The sequence below is a fragment of the Streptomyces sp. NPDC015171 genome, assembly GCF_043079545.1.
GTDB lineage: Bacteria > Actinomycetota > Actinomycetes > Streptomycetales > Streptomycetaceae > Streptomyces.
Genome location: NZ_JBIBUO010000009.1, coordinates 61,304 through 85,629 on the forward strand (window position 1 = coordinate 61,304; position 24,326 = coordinate 85,629).

Below are 24,326 nucleotides of genomic sequence, written 5' to 3' on the forward strand. Positions count from 1 at the left end.
TTCCTCCCCATCTGTCATCGGAACCTGAGAGGTTCGCCATGACCGCCACCGGGACGGTCAAGGCTTGCACCTTGGGTGGGGCCGCTGTCGCAGCGGCCCGCTTTTCAGATGTGCCTCGCCCGCGCGGTAACGGGGCCTGAGAGATTCAAGGGAGGGACTTGCTCCTTCGGCGCCCCAGACGGTCCGGGAAGGGACCTGGGGACTCTCCCGCGCGGATTCAAACGGCCGGTATGCAGTTGGCGCGCACATCATTGCACGCCGCACCCCGCCCAGCCAGAGCGTGCTCCTTGTGACCGACCTGTGGCCGTACGCGCATGAAGCGCCGACCGTTGCCCATTACCTTCTCTTTACATACAACGGGCATGGGGATGACCAAGCCCAAGGGGAGGACGATCACGGTGAACAGGACCTCGGCCTACGCCGCCGCCGGCACCGCGGTGCCGAAGCAGCCCTCCGCCCCCGCTCGCGAGCGCTGCGCCGACCGCCCCGCGCCGGTCGTCCGCGATCTGCGCGACCGCGCGGGCCGCGGCCCGCACGCCCTGCTCTTCGGCCCCCGCGACCTGGTGGTGATCACCGGCCTGCCCGGCAGCGGCAAGTCCACCCTCATGCGGCGCGCGGTCAGCGGCCACCGCGTCGACTCCCAGGACACCCGCGACCGCTGGGAGGCCCGCCTCCCCCGCGCCCTGCCCTACGCGCTGTACCGCCCGCTGGTCAGGCTCGCCCACTACGCCGCACTGCGCCGGGCCCTGCGCACCGGCGAGGGAGTCGTCGTGCACGACTGCGGCACCCAGCCCTGGGTGCGCGGCTGGCTGGCCCGCGCGGCCCGCCGCCGCGGCGCCACCCTGCACCTGCTCCTCCTCGACGTCACCCCCGAGACGGCGAGGCAGGGCCAGCACGAGCGCGGCCGGGGCGTCTCCCGCTACGCCTTCCGCCGGCACTGCCGTACGGCGGCCCGCCTGCTGCGCGCGGTGGAGAAGGGCGCGCTGCCCGCCGGCTGCGGCGGCGCCGTGCTGCTGGACCGGGAAGCGGCGGACGTGCTGAGCCGCATCGGCTTCACTCGGTGAGGCGTTGTCACAGCCACCCGCTAGCCTTCTAGGTCACAGCAGCGGTTTTCCAGCAGGCGGTAGGCAGATGGACTTCCCGGCGGACTTTCCCGCGGACTTCCCGGCACAGGCGCACCCCCACCCGCACGGCGGTTGGCCCGGCAACGAGCTGGAGGAGGTGCTCTCGGCCTCCCTCGGCATCCCCGCGGCAGGCGGCAGGATCGTCGAGGTCCTCGGCCGCAGCTTCCTGTGGATCCCGCTGCCGAGCGGCGGCGGCCCGGACAGCGGCACGCTCGACCTCCCGACGCTGGACATCGACGGCCAGGCGTACGTCCCGGTGTTCAGCTCCGAGGAGCAGCTGCGCCAGGTGGCCGGAGTCCAGATGTCGTACACGGTCGCCCCGGCGGTGGAGTTCGCCCGCGGCCTGCCCGCGCAGGTCGGCATCGCCGTCAACCCGGACGGCGTGGTCGGCATCCCGCTGCCGCCCGCCGCCGTGGCCGAGCTGTGCCGTGTGGGCCGCACCCCGCTCGACGGCCCCGGCACCGGCGGCCGGGTCCGGCTCTTCGAGCCCGACTGGCAGGACGACCCGGTCGACTTCCTCGCCGCCGCCTCCGCCGAGTTCGCCGCGGCCGGCGTGGTCCTCACCGCCCGCCGCTGCCTGGCCGCCGTGGAGACGGCCGACCCGGTGATGTTCGTGGGCGTGGAGCTCTCCCAGTGGGAGGGCGATCTGCGCGCCCGCCCCCTGGAGGCGCTGGGCAGGGCGCTCGGCGCGGTCCCGGTCAAGTGGCCGGTGAACCTGGTGCTGCTGGACGTGACCGACGACCCGGTCTCCGGCTGGCTGAAGTCGAACGTCCGCCCCTTCTATCAGCACGGTCACTGATCAGCGGCCCCGGCGCCGGCGGACCTCGGGGGCGCGGGGACGCGCGCGACCGGCCGCGCGCACCCCGCGCCCGCGCACGAACAGAAGGCCCCGGGCTGCCAGGCGCTTAAGCTGTTTCCGAACGCGGGGCACTGAATAGAAGGGCACGACAGGTGAGCGCGAGTCACAGCGGCAGCGTGACCGGCAGCGTCGAGCACATGCTGCGCCAGGTCACGCCCGGACGCTACGACGCCTACGAGGCCCTGCTGCGTGCCCTCGCCACCCCGTCCTCCGGCCAGATCTGGATGTTCCTGTGGCACGGCCAGGCCGGCTCCCCGGACGCCCAGTACGGGACGATGGAGGTGGACGGCTTCCACTACGCCCCCTGCGTGACCTCCGCCCAGGAGCTGTCGGCCAGCGGCTGGAACCGCTCCTACGAGGTGGTCGACGGCCTGGACGTGGCCCGCACGCTCTATCCCGACCACTACGGAGTGTGGGTCAACCCGCACGCGCCGGGCGGCGGTGTCGGCATCCCCTGGCTGGACCTGCGCCGTATCGCCACCGGCCTGGACCGCCAGCCCGCGGGCCCGCTCAGGCTCTCGGAACCCGGCATCGAGATCCCGCAGTTCTACGCCCTGCTCGCGCAGAACGCCCACCGCACCCCCGCGCTCCGCTCGCTGCGCCGCGCCTGGGTGCAGCCCACGCTCGGGGCGCCGTACCTCGCCATCGGCCTCGACGTGTACGACGCCTCGCCGGCCGCGGTCGACTCGGTGCGCGCGATGATGCAGCAGTCCGTCGGCGCGGTCCCGGAGGGACTGCCGGTGTCGACGGTGGCGATGACCGACGACTTCGACCCGGTGGTGATGTGGATGCGGGCCAACGCGCGCCCCTTCTACGACCGCGAGGCCCACGCGGCGCCGCCCCCGCACCGGCTCCAGGCCCCGGCCACCGGGTACTGACCGACGCCGTCGACGCCCTGGGCCGTGTCCGCACAGCACTGTGCCCGCTCCGGCAGAGGGCGGGGCGGGCACAGTGTATTTGTCAGACGCTGCCGCGCGTGCCGGAGGTCACGGCTTGGGCGTGCACGGGTTCTTGCCCACGCACTCGGACCAGAAAAGCGCCGCCGTGATGCCGCCGAACACCCCGTAATCCTTGTCGATCTTGGTCGAGCAATGCGGGCCGTAATGGCCCTTCTGGATGTGGAACTTCTGGAACTCCACCTTGGGCGTCACGTAGCCGTAATGCTTTCCCGGAACCTTGAGGGTGTCGGTGACGGTGACACCCGTCGTGTTCGTCTTGGTGACGTGGTAATTTCCGCTGCCATTGATGGTGACGACCGCGGCCTTGACGCTCAGGCCGCCGCCGGCCGACCAGCCCGACGAGCGGGACTTGGTGATCTTGATGGCGTACTTGAGGGTCGAACTCGACGGGCTGGCGTTGTACTTGCCCGCCGGGTCGCCCGAAGTCTTGTAGTAGCGGCCGCCGACCTTGTCCACGATCCAGAAGGACCCGGCCCCGCAACTCTTCGGGGTCACGTCCGCTGCGGAGGCCGCCGTCGGCAGGGCGACGGACGCTCCGATCATGAAAGCGGTGGTGGCCACGGCTCGGCCGCTCAGTCCGATGAACTTCATCTCTGCTCCCCGCGTTCTTCTGTTTTTGGGTCTGCCACTGCCGGTGGTATCCGGGCCCGTTTTGGTGGCCGAACTCCTCCTGCGGATAGGGAAGTTACTCGGGGGGTCGGGCGGGTACAAGGGAACTTCTTAAGTTATCTGGCTCTTTCCTCAAGGAATCCTCAACCACTGTTTATTTCACAATAGTTCGACTCGGCATGATGTCCCTATTGCCTGTCCCACGCGTGCGGAAGAACTGCTCAGAACGCCCCAAGGATGGCAAGGTGAACGGCCTGTGTGATGAGCGCCACAGTGGGGTTGACGGTGTCGCGTCATGCGGATGGGGTGGGTGGACACGGTCATCGGCATCCGGTGCGGCGTCCGCTCCTCGCAACCAGGTGTCCGCATAACGTGAAACCGCAGCTTGCATCACGGTTGCGCATCCATTCAGCGCCAAGGCTGGCGGCTTGTCGCACAACCGTTGAAGACTCCCACTCCAAGGGGCCCGCGGCCCCTGTGTACGACGGTCTGATTGATGCCGCTACCAGCGGCAAGTGCACCCCGGCTACCGCCGGTTGAGAGGGGTCCCTGCCTAATGACGGCACCATTGCACGAGCCGACCGCGGAAGCGGCCCCGGGCGCGGCCGACGAAGCGGCCGCGGCCGCCGCCGGCGCCAAGGCCGTTCAGGGGCGTTCCCTGGGCCGGATCGCCTGGGAGCGCCTGAAGCGGGACAAGCTCGCCCTGACGGGCGGCATCGTCGTGCTCCTCCTGATCGTGGTCGCGTTGCTCGCGCCCGTCATCACGAAACTGGTCGGGCAGGATCCCAACGCCTACCACGAGAGCCTCATCGACCCGCTCTTCGGCACTCCCAAGGGGTCGTTGGGCGGCATGAGCGGTGACCACCTGCTCGGTGTCGAGCCGGTCAGCGGCCGCGACATCTTCGCGCGCATCGTCTTCGGCGCCCAGATCTCGCTGCTGGTCGGGTTCCTCTCGGCGGTCGTCGCCATCATCCTCGGCACGGTACTCGGCATCCTGGCCGGCTTCTTCGGCGGCTGGGTCGACTCCGTCATCAGCCGTGTCATGGACGGCCTGCTGGCCTTCCCGCAGTTGCTGTTCATCATCGCGCTGGTCTCCGTCATGCCGAACCAGATGCTGGGCCTCACCGGCACGGGCGTCCGGGTGTTCGTGATGATCCTGGTCATCGGGTTCTTCGGCTGGCCCTACATCGGACGTGTGGTGCGTGGCCAGACGCTCTCGCTGCGGGAGCGCGAGTACGTCGAGGCGGCCCGCTCGCTGGGCGCGGGACGCCTGTACATCCTCTTCAAGGAACTGCTGCCCAACCTCGTCGCGCCGATCATCGTGTACACCACGATGATGATCCCCACCAACATCCTCACCGAGGCGGCACTCAGCTTCCTGGGCGTGGGCGTCAAGCCCCCCACGGCATCCTGGGGCCAGATGCTGTCGAACGCGATCGACTACTACGACTCCGACCCCATGTACATGGTGGTCCCGGGTGTGGCGATCTTCATCACCGTTCTCGCCTTCAACCTCTTCGGCGACGGTGTGCGTGACGCGCTGGACCCCAAGGGCTCTCGCTGAACTGCCCCACCCCAAGCGTCCCGTGGCTCTGCACACGGGGTCTCTCATCAATTCCGGAGGATCCGAGATCGTGACTACCCAACGCACCTCAGGGCGGCGCAAGCAGGCTTTGGCCGCTGCGGTCGTGGTCGCCGGCCTGCTGACCACGGCGGCGTGCGGCGGCGGCGGCGACAGCGGCGGTTCGAAGAACGGTGCGGCCGGCTTCGACGCGGCGAACAACAAGGCTGCGCAGGCCTCGCTGGCGAAGAAGGGCGGCACGCTGAAGTTCGGTGGGGCCCAGGACGCCGATTCGTGGGACACCACACGCGGCTACTACGGGTTCGCGTGGAACTTCATGCGCTACTACAGCCGTCAGCTCGTCACGAACAAGACGGAGCCCGGCAAGGACGGCGCCAAGGTCACCCCGGACCTCGCCACCGGTCTCGCCAAGATCTCCGACGACGGCAAGACGTACACCTACACGCTGCGGGACGGGATCACCTGGGAGGACGGCAAGCCGATCACCTCCAAGGACCTCAAGTACGGCATCGAGCGCGTGTGGGCGCAGGACGTGCTGTCCGGCGGCCCCACCTACCTCAAGGACTTCCTGGACCCGGCTGGCAAGTACCAGGGTCCGTACAAGGACAAGTCGGCCGACCACCTCGGTCTGAAGGCGATCGACACGCCCGACGACAAGACGATCGTCTTCCACCTGCCGAAGGCGAACGCCGACTTCGAAGAGGTGCTCGCCCTCACCTCGGCGTCCCCCGTCCGCCAGGACCAGGACACCAAGTCCAAGTACGGCCTGCACCCGTTCTCCTCCGGTCCGTACAAGTTCGATTCGTACAACCCGGGCAAGGACCTGACCCTGGTCCGCAACCCCAAGTGGAACCAGTCCTCGGACCCGGTGCGCAAGGCATACCCGGACAAGATCACGGTCAAGTTCTTCTCGAACGCCAACGACCTCGACCAGCGCCTGATCAACGGCGACATCGACCTGGACCTCAACCAGACCGGCATGTCGCCGCAGGGCCGCACCGTCGCCCTGAAGCAGCACAAGGCCAACCTGGACAACCCTGTCTCCGGCTACATCCGCTACGCGGTCTTCCCGCAGAGCGTGAAGCCGTTCGACAACATCCACTGCCGCAACGCGGCGATCTACGGTGCGGACCACGTGTCCCTCCAGACCGCGCGAGGCGGTCCGATCGCCGGCGGTGACATCGGCACCAACATGCTGCCGCCGTCCGTCCCGGGCGCCGAGGGCCAGAAGTACGACCCGTTCCACATCTCCGGCGTGAACAAGAACGGCAACGCCGCCAAGGCGAAGGAAGAGCTGAAGGCCTGCGGTAAGCCGGACGGCTTCTCGACCACGATCGCGGTCCGCAACAACAAGCCGGTCGAGGTCGCCACCGCCCAGTCCCTGCAGGCGTCCCTGGCGAAGGTCGGCATCAAGGCCGAGATCGACCAGTACGACGGCTCGCAGACCCCTGGCATCATCGGCAGCCCCTCGAACGTGAAGAAGAAGGGCTACGGCATCATCGTCATGGGCTGGGGCCCTGACTTCCCGACCGTCCAGGGCTTCGGCCTGCCGCTGTGGGACAGCAAGTACATCCTGCAGAGCGGCAACAACAACTACGCGCTGATCAAGGACAAGGCGATCGACGGCCTGTTCGACCAGTACGTCAACACCCTCGACGCGAGCAAGAAGACGCAGATCGCCACGGAGATCAACCACAAGGTCATGGAGGGCGGCTACTACCTGCCCTTCACCTTCGAGAAGTTCATCAACTGGCGCTCGAACCGGCTGGCGAACGTGTACACCACTGACGCGTACAGCGGTATGTACGACTTCGTCAACCTCGGTCTGAAGTCCTCGAAGTAGTTCCGGCACACCCGCCGCACGGCACGAAAGGCAGGTGAAGGCCGGCGCGGCGGGGCCGCGGGCCCGGAAGACCTCCGGAGTCCGCGGCCCCGCGGCGGGCCGTTAGCTGTGCTCGCTTACCTCATCAGGCGGCTGTTCGCCGCCGCAGTGATGCTGGTCGTCATCGTCATGGTGGTCTTCAGCATCTTCTTCCTCGTCCCCAAGTGGGCGGGCGTCGACATCGCCTCGAGCTTCGTGGGCAAGCAGGCCGACCCCGCCGCCGTTCAGGCGGTGCGGGAGAAGCTGGGCCTGAGCGACCCGGTGTACGTCCAGGTCTGGGAGTTCTTCAAGGGCATCTTCGCCGGTCGCACCTACGCGGCGGGCGGTGACGTCACCCACTGCGCCGCTCCCTGTTTCGGCTACTCCTTCCGCAGCGAGCAGGCCGTCTGGCCGGTGCTCACCGACCGGTTCCCGGTGACCCTGGGTCTCGCGCTCGGTGCGGCTGTCCTGTGGCTCATCTTCGGTGTCGCGGCCGGCGTGCTGTCCGCGCTCAAGCGGGGCACCCTCTGGGACCGAGGTGCCATGGTCGTCGCCCTCAGCGGCGTCTCCCTCCCCATCTACTTCACCGGCCTGCTCGCACTGGCGATCTTCAGCTACGGACTGAAATGGATCGACGGCCAGTACGTGCCTCTCAGCGAGAGCTTCGGCGGCTGGCTCGGCGGCATGATCCTGCCGTGGATCACCCTCGCCTTCCTCTACGCGGCGATGTACGCCCGGATCACCCGCGCCACCATGCTGGAGATCCTCGGGGAGGACTACATCCGTACGGCCCGCGCCAAGGGGCTGACCGAGCAGGTCGTCATCGGCAAGCACGCCATGCGCTCCACGATGACGCCCATCCTGACCATGCTGGGCATGGACCTCGGTGCCCTGATCGGCGGAGCGATCCTCACCGAGACCACGTTCAGCCTTCCCGGGCTGGGCCAGGCGGTGCTCAACGCCATCAAGAACCAGGACCTGCCCATCATCCTGGGCGTCACGCTGATCACCTCTGTTGCTGTGCTTGTCGCCAACCTCGTGGTGGACGTCCTTTACGCCGTGATCGACCCCCGAGTGAGGCTCACATGACCGAAGTCAGCAAGACGGGAGCATCCGTGGGCGAGCCCACGAGCACCGCGTCCGCGCCGGCCTCCTTCCTGGAGGTGCGCGACCTGAAGGTGCACTTCCCGACCGACGACGGCTTGGTCAAGTCCGTGGACGGGCTCAGCTTCCAGCTGGAGAAGGGCAAGACCCTCGGGATCGTCGGCGAGTCGGGCTCCGGCAAGTCGGTGACCTCGCTCGGCATCATGGGCCTGCACACCGCCGGCCAGTACGGGCGGCGCAAGGCGCAGATCTCCGGGGAGATCTGGCTGGACGGCACCGAGCTGCTGTCCGCCGACCCGGACCACGTGCGCAGGCTGCGCGGCCGCCAGATGGCGATGATCTTCCAGGACCCGCTGTCCGCGCTGCACCCGTACTACACGATCGGCGCGCAGATCGTGGAGGCCTACCGGATCCACCACGACGTCGACAAGAAGACCGCGCGCAAGCGTGCCGTCGAGATGCTCGACCGGGTGGGCATCCCGCAGCCGGACAAGCGGGTGGACAGCTACCCCCACGAGTTCTCCGGCGGTATGCGCCAGCGGGCGATGATCGCCATGTCGCTGGTCAACAACCCCGAGCTCCTCATCGCGGACGAACCCACCACGGCCCTCGACGTGACGGTCCAGGCGCAGATCCTCGACCTGATGCGGGACCTGCAGAAGGAGTTCGGCTCTGCGGTCATCATCATCACCCACGACCTGGGTGTCGTCGCCGAACTGGCCGACGACATCCTGGTGATGTACGGCGGTCGCTGTGTGGAGCGCGGGCCCGCGGAGAAGGTGTTCTACGAGCCCCGGCACCCCTACACCTGGGGGCTGCTCGGCTCGATGCCGCGGCTCGACCGCGACCAGCAGGAGCGCCTCATCCCGGTCAAGGGCTCGCCGCCCTCATTGATCAACATCCCGTCCGGCTGCGCCTTCAATCCGCGCTGCCCCTACGCCGATGTCCCGAAGGACGACGTCACCCGCACCGTCCGGCCCGAGCTGACCCAGATCGAGAGCCGGCACTGGGCCGCCTGCCACCTGAGCACGGAGCAGCGGGAGCGTATCTGGACCGAAGAGATTGCGCCGAAGCTGTGAGCGACGAGAAGGCAGTGACGATTCCTGCGCAGGCCAAGGCAACCGGCAGAGGCGACGGCGAGGTCCTGCTGAAGGTCACCGGCCTGCAGAAGCACTTCCCGATCAAGAAGGGGCTCCTGCAGCGGCAGGTCGGTGCGGTGCACGCGGTCGACGGCATCGACTTCGAGGTCCGGGCCGGCGAGACCCTCGGTGTCGTGGGCGAATCGGGTTGCGGCAAGTCCACCATGGGCCGCCTGATCACCCGTCTGCTGGAACCGACCGCAGGCAAGATCGAGTTCGAGGGCAAGGACATCACCCACCTCGGGGTCGCGGGCATGCGCCCGCTGCGCCGTGATGTGCAGATGATCTTCCAGGACCCGTACTCGTCGTTGAACCCGCGCCACACCATCGGCACCATCGTCGGCGCCCCCTTCCGGCTGCAGGGCGTCGAGCCCGAAGGCGGCATCAAGAAGGAAGTGCAGCGGCTGCTGTCGGTGGTCGGTCTCAACCCCGAGCACTACAACCGCTATCCGCACGAGTTCTCCGGCGGCCAGCGTCAGCGCATCGGCATCGCACGGGCGCTTGCTCTGAAGCCGAAGATGGTGGTGGCCGACGAGCCGGTCTCCGCCCTGGACGTGTCGATCCAGGCCCAGGTCGTGAACCTGATGGACGACCTCCAGGAGGAGCTCGGCCTGACGTACGTGATCATCGCGCACGACCTCTCGGTGGTCCGGCACGTGTCGGACCGGATCGCGGTGATGTATCTCGGCAAGATCGTCGAACTCGCCGACCGTGAGTCGCTGTACAAAGCGCCGATGCACCCGTACACCAAGGCGCTCATGTCGGCGGTGCCGATCCCGGACCCCCGGCGCAGGCACGCCAAGAGCGAGCGCATCCTGCTGAAGGGCGACGTCCCGTCGCCGATCGCGCCGCCCTCGGGCTGCCGGTTCCACACCCGGTGCTGGAAGGCGACGGAGATCTGCAAGACGACCGAGCCGCAGCTCGTGGAGCTGAGGACCGGTCAGCGGGTCGCCTGCCACCACCCGGAGAACTTCGCGGACCAGGCGCCGCAGGACACGGTCCTGCTGTCGGTGGCGAAGGCGGCTTCGGAGCTGGTGCCGGACGCGGTGGTCGCGAAGGGTACGGCCGAGGAGGCACCGGAGGCGACCGAGGCCGCGGCCGGGGAGACCGCCGTCGAGGAGACTGCCGTCGAGGCCGCTGCCGAGGAGGCCGTCGCCGAGGACGCCGTCACGGGTGCGGACACCCCCGCTGGGAAGGCGACCGCCGAGGCGACCCCTGCCGAGGAGGCGTCCACCGAGGCGACCCCTGCTGGGAAGGCGACTGCCGAAGAGGCGACCGCCGAAGAGGCGTCCACCGAGGCGACCCCTGCCGAAGAGGCGGCCACCGAGGAGACGGCCGCCGGAGACGAAGTGACCGAGGCCGCTGCCGAGGAGACGGCCGCCGGAGACGGCGCCACCGAGGCCGCTGCCGAGGAGACCTCCCCCGAGGTCCCCGACGCCCCCGAGGCCGGATCCGCCAAGGCCCCCGAGGTCCCCGGCGCCAAGTCCCCGGAGTCGACCGACAAGTAACCGCATGACGACTGGGCAAAGTCATGTACATGCCCGGACGGGAGAGCGCAGAGTCGTCCGTGTCAGTCCACTGACCGGCACATGCTCGAAAGGGACGACTCATGGCACTCTCCCGTTCGGCACGTCTGGGGGCCCTCGGCACCGCGGCGGCCTCCTTCCTCGTCATCGCCGCCTCCGCCGCCCCCACCCCGGGCGCTCCCGGCATCGGCGATCCCTACTTCCCCCGGCTCGGCAACGGCGGCTACGACGCCCGCCACTACGACCTCGACGTCGCCTACGCGCCCGGCACCGGGCGCCTGGACGGCCGTACCACCCTCACCGCCCGCGCCACCCGGAACCTCTCCTCCTTCGATCTCGACCTCCAGCAGCTGGAGGTCACCCGTGTCGAAGTCGACGGCAGACCCGCCCGGTTCACCCGTGACGGCGACGAGATCACCGTCACCCCGCGCCGCGACCTGCGCGCCGGACGGGACTTCACCGTGACCGTCACCTACGGCGGCATACCCCAGGCCCTCGGCGGCCCCATCGTCTTCGGCTCCCAGTACGGCTGGATGAAGACGGCCGACGGCGTCTTCGTCGCCTGTGAGCCCAATGCCGCCTCCACCTGGTTCCCGTCCAGCGACCACCCGTCCGACAAGGCCACCTACGACATCCGGATCAAGGCGCCCGAGGGCCTGACCGCCGTGTCCAACGGCCGGCTGGTGTCGACCCGCGACCGGCACGGCTCGACGTACACCCACTGGCGGGAGAGCCGGCCGATGGCCACCTACCTCGCCACCGCCACCATCGGGAAGTTCGACGTGCGCACCGGACGGACCCCCGGCGGGATCCCCGTCTATGTCGCCGTGGACCCTGTGCTGAAGGACGGCAGCAGCGTCGACGTGTACGCCGTCACGGCAGCCGCCACCGACTACTGGTCGCGGCTCTTCGGGCCGTACCCGTTCGAGGAGACCGGTGCCATCGTCGACGACATGCCCGAGGCCGGGTTCTCCCTGGAGGTGCAGAGCAAGCCCGCCTACTCCGCCGTGCGCAGCGAGTCGACGATCGTGCACGAACTGGCCCACCAGTGGTTCGGCGACTCGGTCAGCGTGGCGCAGTGGAAGGACATCTGGCTCAACGAGGGCTTCGCCACCTACGCCCAGTGGCTGTGGGCCGAGCACCAGGGCACCCGCTCCGCCCACGACTCCTTCCTCGCCGCCTACACCTCCCGGCCCGCCGACTCCTCCTTCTGGCAGATCGAGGTGGCCGACCCGCAGCGGGACACCATGTTCGCCTCCGCCGTCTACCAGCGCGGCGCGATGACGCTCCAGGCGCTGCGCGAACGGATCGGCGACACCGCCTTCTTCAAGCTCCTGCCCGCCTGGACGAAGCTCCACCGGTACGGCAACGCCGACACCGCGGACTTCATCCGGCTCGCCGAGCGGATCAGCGGGCGGCAGCTGGACGACCTCTTCGACGCCTGGCTGTTCACCACAGGGAAGCCCGCGCTGTGAGCCTGGCTTTGTAAGGTTTCCATCCCCTGACAGGAGAGAATGTCAGGGTGCAGCTCCAGCAACTCTTCAGTCCGTCCGTCCAGCACGCGCTCGACGTGATCGGTATCTTCGTCTTCGCGATCTCCGGCGCGCTGCTCGCCGTCCGGAAGAACTTCGACGTCTTCGGTATCGCCGTGCTCGCCGAGGTCACCGCGCTGGGCGGCGGACTGTTCCGTGACCTGGTCATCGGAGCCGTACCCCCGGCCGCCTTCACGGACCTCGGGTACTTCGTCACCCCGCTGTTCGCCACGCTCGTCGTCTTCTTCCTGCACCCGCACGTGGAGCGCATCCAGGCGGCGGTGCTCGTCTTCGACGCGGCCGGCCTCGGCCTGTTCTGTGTCAGCGGTACGACGAAGGCGTACAGCTACGGCCTCGGCCTGACCGCGTCGGCGACGCTGGGCCTCGCCACCGCCGTGGGCGGCGGCGTCCTGCGGGACGTGCTGGCCAACGAGGTGCCCTCGCTGCTGCGCTGGGACCGCGATCTGTACGCGGTCCCGGCGATCGTCGGCGCCACGATGGTCGTCCTGTGCATCCGCTACGACGTGCTGACGCCGTTCACCAGCGGGCTCGCGGTCGTCACGGCGTTCGTGCTGCGCCTGCTCGCGATGCGGTTCCACTGGCGAGCGCCGCGTGCGTGGAACCGCCGGTCGACGGTGACCGAGGAGTAGCCCCGGCCACGGAGGTGTCGTGCCCCTTGGCGTGGTTCTGGCCCATCTGCAGGGTCAGCCAGCGGAAGGCGGGGACGACCTGCGGGCGCCACAGCGCCATGGTGTGACCGCCCGCGCTGCGCGGCAGGAACACCACGCGCACCGTGGTCGGCGCCTTGGCGGCCGACTGCAGGGCCAGGCCCGCCTGGTAGCCGTCGCCGGACTCGCCGGAGAGGTACAGCGCGATGCGGGGCGGTGCCGCCGCCTTCCGCAGCAGCAGATACGGGTTGTTCGCGGCGCGAAGGGCCGGGGTCTGGGCGGCGAGGGAGTTGCGTTCGCCGATCGGGTCGTTGTAGCCGGACATGCTCACCGCGGCCCGGTACCGGTCGGGGTGGGCCACCGCGAGCTTGACCGCGCAGTGCGCGCCGGCCGAGTACCCGGCCACCGCCCAGCCCCGGGGGGCCGGCTGGGCCCGGAAGTTGTCCATGACCATCTTCGGCACGTCGATGCTGAGCCAGCTGTCGGCGTTGACCTGCCCCGGGATGTTGGCGCAGCCGGTGTCCACACCGGCCAGCAGGTTGGTGCGCGGGGCGACCAGGATGAACGGCGCCACCTCACCGCTGCGCATCCGGGGCAGCAGCTGCTCGGGGCCGTTCATCGAGCCGAACCAGGCCTTCGCGGACCCGGGGTATCCCGGCAGCACCTCCACCACCGGGAACTTCTTGTGCCGGTAGGCCGGGTCGTCGTACTGCGGCGGCAGCCAGACGTAGACCTCGGCGTTCACACCGGAGACCCGGCCCTTGAGCTGGGTGACGCGCACATCGCCCGCCACCCGCATGCCGGGCCCCTGGGCGGCCGTGAAGGTCTGTCTTACCTTGGGCAGCCGTTTCACCGCTATGCCGCCGGTGCCGTCCTGGCCGAGGTCGACCGCCTGCTGGACGTGGTTGCCGGTGCCCATCAGGTCGGCCCAGTTGTCGTACAGGTTGTTCTGGTTGTTGACCAGGACGAAGACCAGTGTGACGGCCGTGCCCTGGGCGAACAGCAGCATCAGCACCCGGGCGGCGGCGCGCAGCGCCTTGGGCCCGCCCATCCGCGACCACAGCACGAGCGGCAGTATGAGGGCGATCACGGACAGCACGACGGTCAGATAGAGGAACGGAGTCCCGGTGAGGCTCATGTCCCCATAGAGGGAGATCAGGGCCCCGGGGTTGTGGACGTGTCCTGACACTTACCGAGAAATTGCCGGAACCTCACCCGGAGGCCGGATCATGTCATCCGCCGGTCACATAAAAAGCTACCGCTTAGTAATTTTCTGTTGTACGGTTCGGCCATGCCAGAAGCAGCTTCCGCTCCCTCCCTGCCGCGGGCCGTGATCGGTGACAGCGAGTTCGACCGCGACACCGCGGTCACCCGGCGCGAGCCCGGCGTCTACGACATCGACCTCTCCGCCGGCTGGACCATCATCAGCGCCGTCAACGGCGGCTACCTGCTCTCCGTGCTCGGGCGGGCCCTCGCGGACGCGCTTGCGCACCCGGACCCGTTCGCGGTCTCCGCGCACTACCTGACCGCCTCCCAGCCCGGCCCGGCGGTGATCCGCACCGAGACCGTGCGCACCGGCCGGTCCCTCTCCACCGGGCAGGCGTCCCTCTTCCAGTACGACGCCGAGGGCAACGAGGTCGAACGCATCCGCGTCCTCGCCTCCTACGGCGACCTCGCCGCCCTCCCCGACGACGTCCGTACGACGGCCACCCCGCCGGCGATACCGCCGCTGGAGCAGTGCCTCGGCCCCGAGGACGGCCCCTCGCCGATCGACGGCAGCTCCGCCATCACCGACCGGCTGCGGCTCAGGCTGGACCCCGCCACCATCGGCTGGGCGCTCGGCGCCCCCACCGGCAAGGGCGAGATGCGTGCCTGGTTCGGCCTCGCCGACGGCCGCGACGCCGACCCGCTCTCGCTGCTCCTCGCCGTGGACGCCCTCCCGCCCACCGCCTTCGAGATGGGCCTGAAGGGCTGGGTGCCGACGGTGGAGCTCACCGTCCACGTCCGCCACCGCCCGGCGCCGGGCCCGCTGCGGGTGTCGATCACCACCCGCAACCTCGCCGGCGGCTTCCTGGAGGAGGACGCCGAGGTGTGGGACAGCGAGGACCGGCTGGTCGCCCAGTCCCGGCAGCTGGCCCGGGTCAGGCTCGGCTGAGCGGTTCGCGGCCCAGCCAGGCCGCCAGCCGCTCGTAGGCGCCGGCCCCTTCGGGGGCCGGCCGCGGCGCGTCGAAGGGGCGGCCCTCGCGCGGCTCGTCGGGCAGGGCCTGCCGCGCGGTGGCGAGCGCGAACTCGGCCAGCTCCGGGTCGAGCGGGAGCGGGCGGCCGATCGCCTCGGACAGATCCCAGGTGTGCGCCACGGTCTCCATCACCCACGCCGACAGGGCGGCGTGTCCGGGGATCTCGCCCCAGGGCAGCCGCACCGTCCACGCCAGCCGGTCGTCGCCCGACCACGCCTTCAGGGCCTGCTCCCGGACCTCTTCGTACGCCTCCGCCCAGCGGTCGGCGTCCACGTCGGGGACGGAGCGCGGCAGGTCCTGCCCGTCCGCGCCCTCGCCGATGAGGGCGACCCGGCGGGTGCCGTCGACGATATGGCCCAGCAGCGCCCGTACGTCGAACTCGGCGCAGGGGGTGGGTCCGGCCAGGTCTCCGGGGCGCACCGCGCGGATCACCTCGGCCGCCTGGGCCGTGGCGCGGGCGTACAGGGGGCGGGGGTCGGTGGACGGAGTGGACATGGGGGCCTCTCTTCACGTCTTCACGGTTCTCGGGATGCGGGGCACGTGCTCGGGTGAGGATGCCCGGGAAAACCTGACAACTGCTGTCAGCTATTGCCCGGGCCACCCGCACGGCGGGATCCTGGCGCGGTGAAGTCCGACCGGCTGCTGTCGATCCTGCTGCTCCTGCAGACCCGGGGCCGCGTTCCGGCCCCCGAACTCGCCGACCGCCTCGAAGTGTCGGTCCGTACCGTCTACCGGGACGTCGAGGCGCTGTCCGCCGCCGGGGTCCCGGTGTACGCCGAGCGCGGCCGGCACGGCGGGATCGAACTCCTCGCCGGATTCCGCACCGACGTCACGGGGTTGACCGCCGACGAGTCCCGCGCCCTGTTCATCCTGGCCGCGCAGGGCGCCCATGCCGCGCTCGGCCTCGACGCGGCCCTCGGCTCGGCCCTGCGCAAGGTCATGGCCGCGCTCCCGGCGCCGCACCGGTCCGCCGCCGAGGTGGCGAGCCGGCGCGTCCTGGTCGACGCCGCGCGCTGGCGGCCCGGTCCGCAGCAGGCCGTGGACCTGGCGGTGCTCCAGGACGCGGTCTTCGCCGACCGGCGCCTCAAGCTGCGCTACCGGCACAGCGGGGAGCGGGAACCGCGGACGTACACCGTGGATCCGTACGGTCTCGTCGCCAAGGCCGGGGTCTGGTACCTGGTCGCCGACCGGCGCGGCAGGCCGCGGCTGTTCCGCGCCGACCGGGTGCGCTCGGCCCGGGTGCTGGAGGAGCCCGTGCGGCGCCGGGCCCGGGTGGAACTCGCCGACGCCTGGGAGGTGGTGCGCCGGGAGGTGGAGGAGCGGGAGGACGGCGTCCAGGTCACCGTGCGGGTACGGCGCGAGGCGCTCGACATGTTCCAGCGGATGGCCGCGGCCCAGCTGACGGCCCTGCCCGAGGACGACGGCGCGAGCGAGTGGGTCGTCGCCCGGCTGTCCTACCCGGTGCTCCGCGCCGTGCGCCAACTCCTCGCGTTCTCCGACCGGGTGGAGATCCTGGACCCGCCCGAGGCGCGCGAGGAGCTGGTGGCCGGGGCCCGTGCCGTCCTGGACCGGTACCAGGGCCGGGACCGGGACGACGGCTGATATCCCGCGCGGGGAGGGCGGTCCGCGGCGCGGGCGACTCCTTCCCGTCCGGCGGCCGGGGCGGAGCGGGGGAGCGGCCGGGGGCGGCGCGCGGGAGGGCTGAGCGGGGTCCGCGCGTACCGCTGCGGCTCAGTCGAGCCAGTGGCCGCGGCCGATGGTGATGAGCCGCAGCTGGCGGGTGGCGAGCTGTGTCACCCGCTCCCGCTCGTCCTCCGGGGCCTCCAGCGCCTCCAGGAACAGGGAGGCGGTCATCAGCATCTGGTCGACGTAGAGGTGCGCGAGCATCAGCAGATCGTCCTCGCTCCAGCCCCGCGCCCCCGGGTCCTTGGCCAGCTCGGCCCGCACCTCCTCGGCGAACCGGGCGAGTTGCTCCCGGATGGCCTCGCGCACCGGCTGCACCCCGCCGTGCCGCTCGCGCGCGATGAACCGGACGTGCGCCGGGTGCGCGGCGACGTGGTCGGCGACCAGCTCGATGGCGCGTGTGATGCGCTCCTCGCTGTCGCCCGTGGTGGAGACCGTCAGCCGCACCGTCGGGTGCAGGCTGCCCAGCGCCTCGTCGACCAGGGCCACGCCGAGGTCGGCGGTGGAGCGGAAGTGCCGGTAGAAGGCGGTCGGGGCGACACCGACGGCCCGGGTGACCTCGCGCAGCCCCAGGCTGCTCAGGCTCTGCTCCTCCAGCAGGGCGAGCGCCGCGTCGAGGAACGCCTGCCGGGTCTTCTGCTTCTGGGCCTGCCGGATGCCGAGGGTGTGACTCATGTCATCCAGTTAACAACTGTTCTCTGGAATTGAAAAGCCGTCGGGCGCGCTAGACTCGAAGTCAGTGAACAACTGTTACTACAACTGTTCACCGAGACTTCACACCGGCTGAACACGAGGCATCTCGGAGGGGGGATCTCATCCCATGCTGTTCCTCGTCGCCGCACTCATGCTGCTCGGCGTCGTGCTGGGCACCGTCGCCCACGCACCGCTGACCGTCACCGTCGGCCTCGCCGCCGTCATCGCCGTCTGGCTCGGCGTCTTCGCGCTCCGCGAGCGGCACGCGCGCCGCCGCCCCTCGGCCAACTGACCGCCGCCATGGACTTCAGGAGCTGAGCACCATGCACCTCACCGCACCGGTCACCACCGGCCGCACCGACACCCGTTCGCGCACCCGCGACGCCGACGGCATGGCCGTCGCGTCCTTCATCCTCGGCCTCCTCGGCCTGCTCGTCCTCAACCTGTTCCTCGGTCCGATCGCCATCGCCCTCGCCGCGGTCGCCCTGTGGCGCGGCACGGCCCGCCGCGGCCGCGCCTACCTCGGCCTGGCCCTGGGCGTCGCGGACCTGGCGGTCCTGGCGACGGCGATGGCGGTGTCGGGCACGGTCTCCTGGAGCCTGTGAGGCAGCCGCCGGCGTCCTTGCGGGACGGCGACCGCCCGGCCCCTGCGGCCCCTGCGCGGCACCGGTCTCCCGGCCCCTGCGCGGCACCGGTCTCCCGGCGCCTGCGCGGCGACGGCCTCCCGGCGCCCGCGAGGCGACGGCCTCCTGGGGACCGTGAGGCGCCGGCGGGGCGCGGCGGGCCCTTCCGGGCGTCCCGCCGGCGGGCCCGCACGCGGCCGGACCGGGGCACCCGGAGCCCGCCCGCGCCTACCCCCGGCCCGAACCGAGCGCGGGGACCCCGCGCCGTAGAATCACCTCACCATGGCTTACCTCGACCACGCCGCCACGACCCCGATGCTCCCGGAGGCGGCGGAGGCGCTGACCACCCAGCTGAGCATCACCGGCAACGCGTCCTCCCTGCACGCCTCCGGCCGCCGGGCCCGCCGCACGGTCGAGGAATCCCGCGAGACCCTCGCCGAAGCCCTGGGCGCCCGCCCCAGCGAGGTCGTCTTCACCTCGGGCGGCACCGAGGCCGACAACCTGGCCGTCAAGGGCCTGTACTGGTCCCGCCGCGCCGCCGACCCGGCCCGCACCCGCGTCCTGGCCAGCCCCGTCGAGCACCACGCCGTGCTGGACGCGGTGCACTGGCTCGGCGAGCAGGAGGGCGCCACCGTCGAGTACCTCCCGGTCGACTCCTGCGGCCGCGTCCACCCCGAGGCGCTGCGCGAGGCCATCGCCCGCAACCCCGACGACGTCGCCCTGGCCACCGTGATGTGGGCCAACAACGAGATCGGCACGGTCATGCCGGTCCGCGAACTCGCCGACACCGCGGCCGAGTTCGGTGTCCCCCTGCACGCCGACGCGGTCCAGGCCTTCGGCCAGGTGCCGGTCGGCTTCGAGGACTCCGGCCTCGCCGCGATGACGGTGTCGGGCCACAAGATCGGCGGCCCGTACGGAATCGGCGCGCTAATCCTCGGCCGGGAGCACACCCCCGTACCCGTCCTGCACGGCGGCGGCCAGGAACGGCATGTCCGCTCCGGCACGCTCGACGTGCCGGCCGTGGCCTCCTTCGCCGTCGCCGGGCGGCTCGCCGCCGAGCAGCGCGAGTGGTTCGCGCGGGAGATCGGCGCCCTGCGCGACCAGCTCGTGGACGCCGTGCGCGGCGCCGTACCGGACGCGATCCTCGGCGGCGACCCGGCGCCCGGGGGCCGGCTCCCGGCCAACGCCCACTTCACCTTCCCCGGCTGCGAGGGCGACTCGCTGCTGCTCCTGCTGGACGCCCAGGGCATCGAGTGCTCCACCGGCTCCGCCTGCACCGCCGGCGTCGCCCAGCCCAGCCATGTCCTCCTCGCCACCGGCACCGACCCGGACCTGGCCCGCGGCACCCTGCGCTTCTCGCTCGGCCACACCTCCACGGAGGCGGACGTGGACGCCGTGGCCAAGGCCATCGGACCGGCGGTGGAACGGGCCCGGGCCGCCGGACTGACCTAGCCGCTCACGCCCGGGCGCGCGGCGCGGACCAGCCGCAGGTACTTCTCCCAGTCCCAGAACCGCCCCGGGTCCGTGTGGTCCGTCCCCGGCACCTGCACGTGCCCGATGATGTGCTCCCGGTCGGCGGGTATGCCGTAGCGCCGGCATATCGCGGCCGTCAGCCGGGCCGAGGCCGCGTACATGGCGTCCGTGAAGGACGCGGCGTCCTCCACGAAGCCCTCGTGCTCGATGCCGACACTGCGTTCGTTGTACTCCCGGTTGCCCGCGTGGAACGCCACGTCCAGCTCGCGGATCAGCTGGGTGATCCGCCCGTCCTCGCGCACGATGTAGTGCGCCGCCGCGCCGTGCGCCGGGTCCTGGAAGACCTTCACCGCCGAGTCGTAGCCGCCCTGCGTGACATGGATGACGATCCGGTCCACCCGGTAGTCGTCCGGCCGGTCCGCCCGCCGGTAGTTCGCGGGCGAGGCCGCCACCCAGCGGGCGCCCCGGAAGTCGACCGCCCCCGCCACCCGCGGTCTGTCCACACCCGGCAGCCGCCACCACAGCCGGGACAGCGTCTCGCGGGCCAGCGCGGCCGTGCCCACCGCGGCCACGGCCCCGCCGATGAGCAGGGCACGCCGCCCGGGCCGCCGGTCCCCGTCCTTCGCCGCCGCGCCGTCCGCCGCCCCCACTGTCGCCCCCATGTGATCGTCAACGGATATCCGGCGGACCAGGTTCCCACGCCCCCTTACCCTGGAAGGGCTATGACTGACACCCCGCAGCGCACCAGCCCCCTCCGCGTCCTCGCCGCCATGTCCGGCGGGGTCGACTCCGCCGTCGCCGCCGCGCGTGCCGCTCAAGCGGGCCACGACGTCACCGGAGTCCATCTCGCGCTCTCCGCGAACCCCCAGTCGTTCCGCACCGGCGCGCGGGGCTGTTGCACCATCGAGGACTCGCGCGACGCCCGCCGCGCGGCCGATGTCATCGGCATCCCGTTCTACGTCTGGGACCTCGCCGACCGGTTCCGCGAGGACGTCGTCGAGGACTTCGTCGCGGAGTACGAGGCCGGCCGCACCCCGAACCCGTGCCTGCGCTGCAACGAGAAGATCAAGTTCGCCGCGCTGCTGGACAAGGCGCTGGCCCTCGGCTTCGACGCCGTCTGCACCGGCCACTACGCCAAGGTGATCGTCGGCGAGGACGGCTCGCGCGAGCTGCACCGCGCCTCCGACATGGCCAAGGACCAGTCGTACGTCCTCGGCGTGCTGGACGACCGGCAGCTCGCGCACGCGATGTTCCCGCTCGGCGACACGGTCACCACCAAGGAGGAGATCCGCGCGGAGGCCGAGCGCCGGGGCCTCGCGGTGGCCAAGAAGCCCGACTCGCACGACATCTGCTTCATCGCCGACGGCGACACCCAGGGCTTCCTCGCCCAGCGGCTCGGCAAGGCCGAGGGCGACATCGTGGACGAGTCCGGCGCCAGGCTGGGCACCCACGAGGGCGCGTACGGCTTCACCATCGGCCAGCGCAAGGGCCTGCGCATCGGTACCCCGGCCGCCGACGGCAAGCCGCGCTACGTCCTGGACATCTCCCCGGTCACCAACACGGTCACCGTCGGCCCCGCCGCCGCCCTGGACGTCACCGCCCTCACCGCGATCAAGCCCCGCTGGTGCGGCGCCGCCCCCACCGGCCCCGGCACCTACACCGCCCAGCTGCGCGCCCACGGCGGCGAGACCGAGGTGACGGCGGAAGCGGTCGACGGCGAGCTGCGCGTGACGTTCGCCGAGCCGGTCCGCGGCGTCGCGCCCGGCCAGGCGATCGTGCTGTACGACGGCACGCGCGTGGTGGGCTCGGCGACGATCGCGTCGACCACCCGCGCGACGGCCGCGGCCCTCTGACTCGGTCCGCGGCCCTCTGACCCGGTCCGCGGCCCCCTGGCCCGGTCCGCGGCACTCCGACACGGTCCGCGGCACTCCGATACGGTCCGCGGCACTCCGACACGGTCCGCGCCGCTTCGCCCCCGGCCGCGCCGCTCCGATCCCGGCCGCGCCGCTCCGATCCCGGCCGGGGCGGCCGTCCCGCGGTAACGGCGGCCGGGGTCGTGAAGAGCCGGGGCCGGGGGCGCGAGGAGGCCGGGACTGCCGCCGCAGCGAGCCGCGGCTATCCCGTGAAGAACTCCGCCAGCACCGGCCCCAGCACCTCGGGCTCCACCATGTGGGTCTGGTCCGGCAGCACCCGGTGGGTGCCCCGGGGTGCGGTCTCGGCGATCTCGCGGGACGCCGTGCGCATCCACTCCGGGCTCGCGCCGCCCGCGACCGAGAGCACGGGCACGGGGACCGCGGCGACCAGGTCCCGGGGGAGCAGGCCGTCACCCATGACCGTGTCGTCGTGGGCGAGGCTGGGGGCGACGGCCTCCATGCCGGCCCACATCGGGGACTGCCGGGCGCCCTCGATCATCTCCTCGCCCAGGCCCGCGAGGCGCAGGAACAGCTCCACCGCGTCCCCGTGCCTGCCCTCGGCGAGCGCGTCGTCCAGCTGCTCCTTGTAGGCGGCCTCCCGCGCGGCACCGCCGGCCAGATGGTCGGCGTAGGGCACCTCGTACACCGCCGCCCGGCGGACCGGCAGCCCGCTCGCCGCCGCGTGCAGGACCAGCGCGCCGCCCGAGGAGACCCCGAAGAGCGCCGCGTCACCGCCCACCGCGTCCGCCACCGCGGCCAGGTCCTCCACCTCGCGGGCGACCGCGTAGGGCGCCGTGTCGCCGCTCCGGCCGCGCCCCCGGCGGTCGTAGACGACGGCCGTGCAGCGGTCCGCGAGGCGCTGCGCCAAGGGCGCCATGGTGCCCCCGGTGGACATCGCGCCGCTCACGAGGATCACCGTGGGGCCCTGGCCGGTCACTCCGTACGCGAGCGAGGTGCCGTCGCGTGAAGTCGTCTTCTTGTCCATGCCCGTGCAGACTGCCGCACGGCACGGCGCTCATCGGTCACGACACGGCGGTGCCGGGGGTGACTGCGCGTCAGGAGACCTCGGTGTCGTAGAAGCAGTAGTGGTCCTTGATCTCCGCCACCCCGGACTTGGGGTCCGGGTACGCCCACACGAGGTCGGGCGCGTCCGGCAGCGACCAGTAGGACGCCGTGCCCTTGAAGGGGCAGACGGTGTGCGTGCCTGAGGGCGTGAGCAGATCGAGGCGGACGTCCTCGGCGGGGATGTAGTACCGCACCGGAGAGCCCGTCTCGTGCAGCTCCAGGGGGCGGTCGCTCTCCGCGAGCACCTGGTCGCCGCGCACCGCGCGCACGTGCCGCTCGCTCTTCCGGATCGTGATCGTGTGTCCTTGGCTCATGCCTGTTCAGCGCCGGCCGGGCCGTGCTTCTTCCCGCCGGGCGCGGGACCGTACGGTAGAGGTCATGAACATCTGCGTCTTCCTGTCCGCCGCCGACCTCGACGAGCGCTACACGCGCCCCGCGCGCGACTTCGCGGAACGGCTCGGCAAGGCCGGCCACACCCTGGTCTGGGGCGGCTCCGACGTCGGGCTGATGAAGGTGGTCGCCGACGGCGTGCAGCAGGCGGGCGGCAGGCTGCTGGGCGTCTCCGTGGAGTTCCTCGCCAACAAGGCGCGGCCCGGCGCCGACGAAATGATCATCGCGGCCGACCTCGCCGAACGCAAGAAGCTGCTGCTGGAGAAGGCCGACGCCGTGGTGGTCATGGTGGGCGGCACCGGCACGCTGGACGAGGCCACCGAGATCCTGGAGCTGAAGAAGCACGGCCGCACCGAGAAGCCGGTCGTGCTGCTGAACACGGCCGGCTTCTACGACGGCCTGCGCGAGCAGTTCCGCCGGATGGAGGCCGAGGGCTTCCTGCCCCGCCCGCTGTCCGAGCTGGCCTTCTTCGCGGACGATCCGGCCGGTGCGCTGGCCTACCTGGAGGAGCAGGCCGCCGGCCGCTGATGCGAGCATGGCGGGCATGGCTACTCATCTGATCACCGGGGCCGGTTCCGGCATCGGCGCGGCCGTGGCCCGCCGGCTGCACGCGCGCGGGGACGAACTCGTGCTGCACGCGCGCGACGCGGGCCGCGCGAAGGAGCTGGCGGCCGAGTTCCCCGGCGCGCGCACCCTGGTCGGCGACCTCGCGGACCCGGACAGGCTGTCCTGGGCGTTCTCCCACCAGACGCTCCCGGACCGGGTGGACTCCCTGCTGCACATCGCGGGCGTCGTCGACCTCGGCGACATCGGCGACCTCACCCCGAAGTCCTGGCACCACCAGCTCAACGTCAACCTGATCGCCCCCGCCGAGCTGACCCGGCACTTCCTGCCGCAGCTGCGGGCCGCCCGCGGCCATGTGATCTTCGTCAACTCCGGCGCCGGGCTCAGCGCGCACGCCGGCTGGTCCGCGTACGCCGCCTCCAAGCACGGCCTGAAGGCCCTCGCCGACTCCCTGCGCCACGAGGAGCACGGCAACGGCGTCCGCGTCACCTCCGTCTACCCCGGCCGCACGGCCAGTCCCATGCAGGCCAAGGTGCACCGGCAGGAGGGCAAGGACTATGACGCCGCCCGCTGGATCGACCCCGAGTCGGTCGCCACGACGATCCTGATGGCCCTCGACCTGCCGGCGGACGCGGAGGTCAACGACCTGACGGTGCGGCCGGGGCGGTGACGCGGGCCGCCGGACGCGCGGCGGGCGGCGACGGCAACCGGGCCTGGCGCGA

General features: G+C 71.2%; 25 protein-coding genes and 1 riboswitch. Of the genes, 18 read left to right on the forward strand and 7 right to left on the reverse strand.

The window, feature by feature from the left end; translation table 11 throughout:
- Positions 1-114: 114 nt before the first annotated feature.
- Positions 115-220: riboswitch (glycine riboswitch) on the reverse strand.
- Positions 221-398: 178 nt separating this feature from the next.
- The 3 genes from ACF073_RS24295 to ACF073_RS24305 all read left to right on the forward strand — a co-directional run bounded on the left by ACF073_RS24295 (position 399) and on the right by ACF073_RS24305 (position 2,861).
- The gene (locus tag ACF073_RS24295; protein ID WP_392073713.1) at positions 399-1,064 is read left to right on the forward strand and encodes an AAA family ATPase; all 666 of its coding nucleotides are present in this window, start codon (positions 399-401) and stop codon (positions 1,062-1,064) included.
- A gap of 67 nt (positions 1,065-1,131) precedes the next feature.
- Positions 1,132-1,923: an enhanced serine sensitivity protein SseB gene (locus ACF073_RS24300; RefSeq protein WP_392073266.1), complete on the forward strand. Its 792-nt coding sequence runs from the start codon at positions 1,132-1,134 to the stop codon at positions 1,921-1,923.
- A 152-nt stretch (positions 1,924-2,075) separates the two neighbouring features.
- Positions 2,076-2,861, forward strand: a complete 786-nt coding sequence (locus ACF073_RS24305; RefSeq protein ID WP_392073267.1) for an enhanced serine sensitivity protein SseB C-terminal domain-containing protein — start codon at positions 2,076-2,078, stop codon at positions 2,859-2,861.
- A 108-nt stretch (positions 2,862-2,969) separates the two neighbouring features.
- On the opposite strand, the gene ACF073_RS24310 is transcribed toward ACF073_RS24305, so the two are convergent.
- A complete protein-coding gene (locus ACF073_RS24310) occupies positions 2,970-3,533 on the reverse strand; it encodes a hypothetical protein (RefSeq protein ID WP_392073269.1) in 564 nt (187 codons plus the stop codon).
- 574 nt (positions 3,534-4,107) lie between these two features.
- Here ACF073_RS24310 and ACF073_RS24315 point away from each other — a divergent pair.
- The 7 genes from ACF073_RS24315 (at position 4,108) to ACF073_RS24345 (ending at position 12,945) form a co-directional block, all read left to right on the forward strand.
- A complete protein-coding gene (locus tag ACF073_RS24315) occupies positions 4,108-5,115 on the forward strand; it encodes an ABC transporter permease (protein ID WP_392073270.1) in 1,008 nt (335 codons plus the stop codon).
- Between the two features lie 70 nt (positions 5,116-5,185).
- Positions 5,186-6,976, forward strand: coding sequence for an ABC transporter substrate-binding protein (locus ACF073_RS24320; RefSeq protein ID WP_392073272.1), 1,791 nt, complete (start codon positions 5,186-5,188; stop codon positions 6,974-6,976).
- Positions 6,977-7,084: 108 nt separating this feature from the next.
- Positions 7,085-8,083 carry an ABC transporter permease gene (locus tag ACF073_RS24325; protein ID WP_392073273.1) on the forward strand — a complete coding sequence of 333 codons (999 nt, stop codon included), beginning with the start codon at positions 7,085-7,087 and terminating at the stop codon, positions 8,081-8,083.
- Positions 8,080-9,177 (forward strand): ABC transporter ATP-binding protein, encoded by a 1,098-nt coding sequence (locus ACF073_RS24330; protein WP_392073275.1) that lies wholly within the window; start codon positions 8,080-8,082, stop codon positions 9,175-9,177. Before ACF073_RS24325 ends, ACF073_RS24330 begins: the two co-directional genes overlap by 4 nt.
- 14 nt (positions 9,178-9,191) lie before the next feature.
- A complete protein-coding gene (locus ACF073_RS24335; RefSeq protein ID WP_392073277.1) occupies positions 9,192-10,745 on the forward strand; it encodes an ABC transporter ATP-binding protein in 1,554 nt (517 codons plus the stop codon).
- Between the two features lie 101 nt (positions 10,746-10,846).
- Positions 10,847-12,238: a M1 family metallopeptidase gene (locus ACF073_RS24340; RefSeq protein WP_392073279.1), complete on the forward strand. Its 1,392-nt coding sequence runs from the start codon at positions 10,847-10,849 to the stop codon at positions 12,236-12,238.
- A 47-nt stretch (positions 12,239-12,285) separates the two neighbouring features.
- Positions 12,286-12,945: a trimeric intracellular cation channel family protein gene (locus ACF073_RS24345; RefSeq protein WP_392073281.1), complete on the forward strand. Its 660-nt coding sequence runs from the start codon at positions 12,286-12,288 to the stop codon at positions 12,943-12,945.
- Here ACF073_RS24345 and ACF073_RS24350 read toward each other — a convergent pair.
- Positions 12,854-14,101 (reverse strand): alpha/beta hydrolase, encoded by a 1,248-nt coding sequence (locus ACF073_RS24350; RefSeq protein ID WP_392073283.1) that lies wholly within the window; start codon positions 14,099-14,101, stop codon positions 12,854-12,856. The genes ACF073_RS24345 and ACF073_RS24350 overlap by 92 nt on opposite strands.
- Before the next feature lie 153 nt (positions 14,102-14,254).
- Here ACF073_RS24350 and ACF073_RS24355 point away from each other — a divergent pair, with 153 nt between their 5' ends.
- Positions 14,255-15,118 (forward strand): thioesterase family protein, encoded by an 864-nt coding sequence (locus tag ACF073_RS24355; protein ID WP_392073285.1) that lies wholly within the window; start codon positions 14,255-14,257, stop codon positions 15,116-15,118.
- Here ACF073_RS24355 and ACF073_RS24360 read toward each other — a convergent pair.
- On the reverse strand, positions 15,105-15,695 hold the full coding sequence (locus ACF073_RS24360) for a TIGR03086 family metal-binding protein (protein WP_392073287.1): 591 nt from the start codon (positions 15,693-15,695) through the stop codon (positions 15,105-15,107). The two genes, ACF073_RS24355 and ACF073_RS24360, sit on opposite strands and share 14 nt — an antisense overlap.
- A gap of 129 nt (positions 15,696-15,824) precedes the next feature.
- Between ACF073_RS24360 and ACF073_RS24365 the strand changes: the two genes are divergently transcribed.
- The gene (locus ACF073_RS24365; protein WP_392073289.1) at positions 15,825-16,802 is read left to right on the forward strand and encodes a helix-turn-helix transcriptional regulator; all 978 of its coding nucleotides are present in this window, start codon (positions 15,825-15,827) and stop codon (positions 16,800-16,802) included.
- 129 nt (positions 16,803-16,931) lie between these two features.
- Here ACF073_RS24365 and ACF073_RS24370 read toward each other — a convergent pair whose 3' ends face one another.
- Positions 16,932-17,558, reverse strand: coding sequence for a TetR family transcriptional regulator (locus ACF073_RS24370; protein WP_392073291.1), 627 nt, complete (start codon positions 17,556-17,558; stop codon positions 16,932-16,934).
- A 145-nt stretch (positions 17,559-17,703) separates the two neighbouring features.
- On the opposite strand from ACF073_RS24370, the gene ACF073_RS24375 reads away from it, so the two are divergent.
- The 3 genes from ACF073_RS24375 (at position 17,704) to ACF073_RS24385 (ending at position 19,651) form a co-directional block, all read left to right on the forward strand.
- The gene (locus ACF073_RS24375) at positions 17,704-17,868 is read left to right on the forward strand and encodes a hypothetical protein (protein ID WP_392073293.1); all 165 of its coding nucleotides are present in this window, start codon (positions 17,704-17,706) and stop codon (positions 17,866-17,868) included.
- A 31-nt stretch (positions 17,869-17,899) separates the two neighbouring features.
- Positions 17,900-18,181: a DUF4190 domain-containing protein gene (locus ACF073_RS24380; RefSeq protein ID WP_392073296.1), complete on the forward strand. Its 282-nt coding sequence runs from the start codon at positions 17,900-17,902 to the stop codon at positions 18,179-18,181.
- A gap of 300 nt (positions 18,182-18,481) precedes the next feature.
- Positions 18,482-19,651 (forward strand): cysteine desulfurase family protein, encoded by a 1,170-nt coding sequence (locus tag ACF073_RS24385; RefSeq protein ID WP_392073297.1) that lies wholly within the window; start codon positions 18,482-18,484, stop codon positions 19,649-19,651.
- On the opposite strand, the gene ACF073_RS24390 is transcribed toward ACF073_RS24385, so the two are convergent.
- On the reverse strand, positions 19,648-20,334 hold the full coding sequence (locus tag ACF073_RS24390) for an N-acetylmuramoyl-L-alanine amidase (protein WP_392073299.1): 687 nt from the start codon (positions 20,332-20,334) through the stop codon (positions 19,648-19,650). The two genes, ACF073_RS24385 and ACF073_RS24390, sit on opposite strands and share 4 nt — an antisense overlap.
- A gap of 60 nt (positions 20,335-20,394) precedes the next feature.
- On the opposite strand from ACF073_RS24390, the gene mnmA reads away from it, so the two are divergent.
- Positions 20,395-21,525 carry a tRNA 2-thiouridine(34) synthase MnmA gene (gene mnmA, locus ACF073_RS24395; protein ID WP_392073301.1) on the forward strand — a complete coding sequence of 377 codons (1,131 nt, stop codon included), beginning with the start codon at positions 20,395-20,397 and terminating at the stop codon, positions 21,523-21,525.
- Positions 21,526-21,787: 262 nt separating this feature from the next.
- On the opposite strand, the gene ACF073_RS24400 is transcribed toward mnmA, so the two are convergent.
- Positions 21,788-22,570: an alpha/beta fold hydrolase gene (locus ACF073_RS24400; protein ID WP_392073303.1), complete on the reverse strand. Its 783-nt coding sequence runs from the start codon at positions 22,568-22,570 to the stop codon at positions 21,788-21,790.
- 70 nt (positions 22,571-22,640) lie between these two features.
- Positions 22,641-22,964, reverse strand: a complete 324-nt coding sequence (locus ACF073_RS24405) for a DUF427 domain-containing protein (protein WP_392073305.1) — start codon at positions 22,962-22,964, stop codon at positions 22,641-22,643.
- Positions 22,965-23,028: 64 nt separating this feature from the next.
- On the opposite strand from ACF073_RS24405, the gene ACF073_RS24410 reads away from it, so the two are divergent.
- Positions 23,029-23,568, forward strand: a complete 540-nt coding sequence (locus ACF073_RS24410) for a TIGR00730 family Rossman fold protein (RefSeq protein ID WP_392073307.1) — start codon at positions 23,029-23,031, stop codon at positions 23,566-23,568.
- Positions 23,569-23,575: 7 nt separating this feature from the next.
- Positions 23,576-24,274, forward strand: a complete 699-nt coding sequence (locus ACF073_RS24415) for an SDR family oxidoreductase (protein WP_392073310.1) — start codon at positions 23,576-23,578, stop codon at positions 24,272-24,274.
- The last annotated feature ends 52 nt before the right edge of the window (positions 24,275-24,326 follow it).

Bases quoted from the DNA above. Each gene is read 5' to 3' on its own strand.
- ACF073_RS24300 (WP_392073266.1), top strand. From the start codon at position 1,132: ATGGACTTCCCGGCGGACTTTCCCGCGGACTTCCCGGCACAGGCGCAC.
- ACF073_RS24310 (WP_392073269.1), bottom strand. From the start codon at position 3,533: ATGAAGTTCATCGGACTGAGCGGCCGAGCCGTGGCCACCACCGCTTTC.
- ACF073_RS24315 (WP_392073270.1), top strand. From the start codon at position 4,108: ATGACGGCACCATTGCACGAGCCGACCGCGGAAGCGGCCCCGGGCGCG.
- ACF073_RS24330 (WP_392073275.1), top strand. From the start codon at position 8,080: ATGACCGAAGTCAGCAAGACGGGAGCATCCGTGGGCGAGCCCACGAGC.
- ACF073_RS24340 (WP_392073279.1), top strand. From the start codon at position 10,847: ATGGCACTCTCCCGTTCGGCACGTCTGGGGGCCCTCGGCACCGCGGCG.
- ACF073_RS24350 (WP_392073283.1), bottom strand. From the start codon at position 14,101: ATGAGCCTCACCGGGACTCCGTTCCTCTATCTGACCGTCGTGCTGTCC.
- ACF073_RS24355 (WP_392073285.1), top strand. From the start codon at position 14,255: ATGCCAGAAGCAGCTTCCGCTCCCTCCCTGCCGCGGGCCGTGATCGGT.
- ACF073_RS24360 (WP_392073287.1), bottom strand. From the start codon at position 15,695: ATGTCCACTCCGTCCACCGACCCCCGCCCCCTGTACGCCCGCGCCACG.
- ACF073_RS24370 (WP_392073291.1), bottom strand. From the start codon at position 17,558: ATGAGTCACACCCTCGGCATCCGGCAGGCCCAGAAGCAGAAGACCCGG.
- ACF073_RS24375 (WP_392073293.1), top strand. From the start codon at position 17,704: ATGCTGTTCCTCGTCGCCGCACTCATGCTGCTCGGCGTCGTGCTGGGC.
- ACF073_RS24380 (WP_392073296.1), top strand. From the start codon at position 17,900: ATGCACCTCACCGCACCGGTCACCACCGGCCGCACCGACACCCGTTCG.
- ACF073_RS24385 (WP_392073297.1), top strand. From the start codon at position 18,482: ATGGCTTACCTCGACCACGCCGCCACGACCCCGATGCTCCCGGAGGCG.
- ACF073_RS24390 (WP_392073299.1), bottom strand. From the start codon at position 20,334: ATGGGGGCGACAGTGGGGGCGGCGGACGGCGCGGCGGCGAAGGACGGG.
- mnmA (WP_392073301.1), top strand. From the start codon at position 20,395: ATGACTGACACCCCGCAGCGCACCAGCCCCCTCCGCGTCCTCGCCGCC.
- ACF073_RS24400 (WP_392073303.1), bottom strand. From the start codon at position 22,570: ATGGACAAGAAGACGACTTCACGCGACGGCACCTCGCTCGCGTACGGA.
- ACF073_RS24405 (WP_392073305.1), bottom strand. From the start codon at position 22,964: ATGAGCCAAGGACACACGATCACGATCCGGAAGAGCGAGCGGCACGTG.
- ACF073_RS24410 (WP_392073307.1), top strand. From the start codon at position 23,029: ATGAACATCTGCGTCTTCCTGTCCGCCGCCGACCTCGACGAGCGCTAC.
- ACF073_RS24415 (WP_392073310.1), top strand. From the start codon at position 23,576: ATGGCGGGCATGGCTACTCATCTGATCACCGGGGCCGGTTCCGGCATC.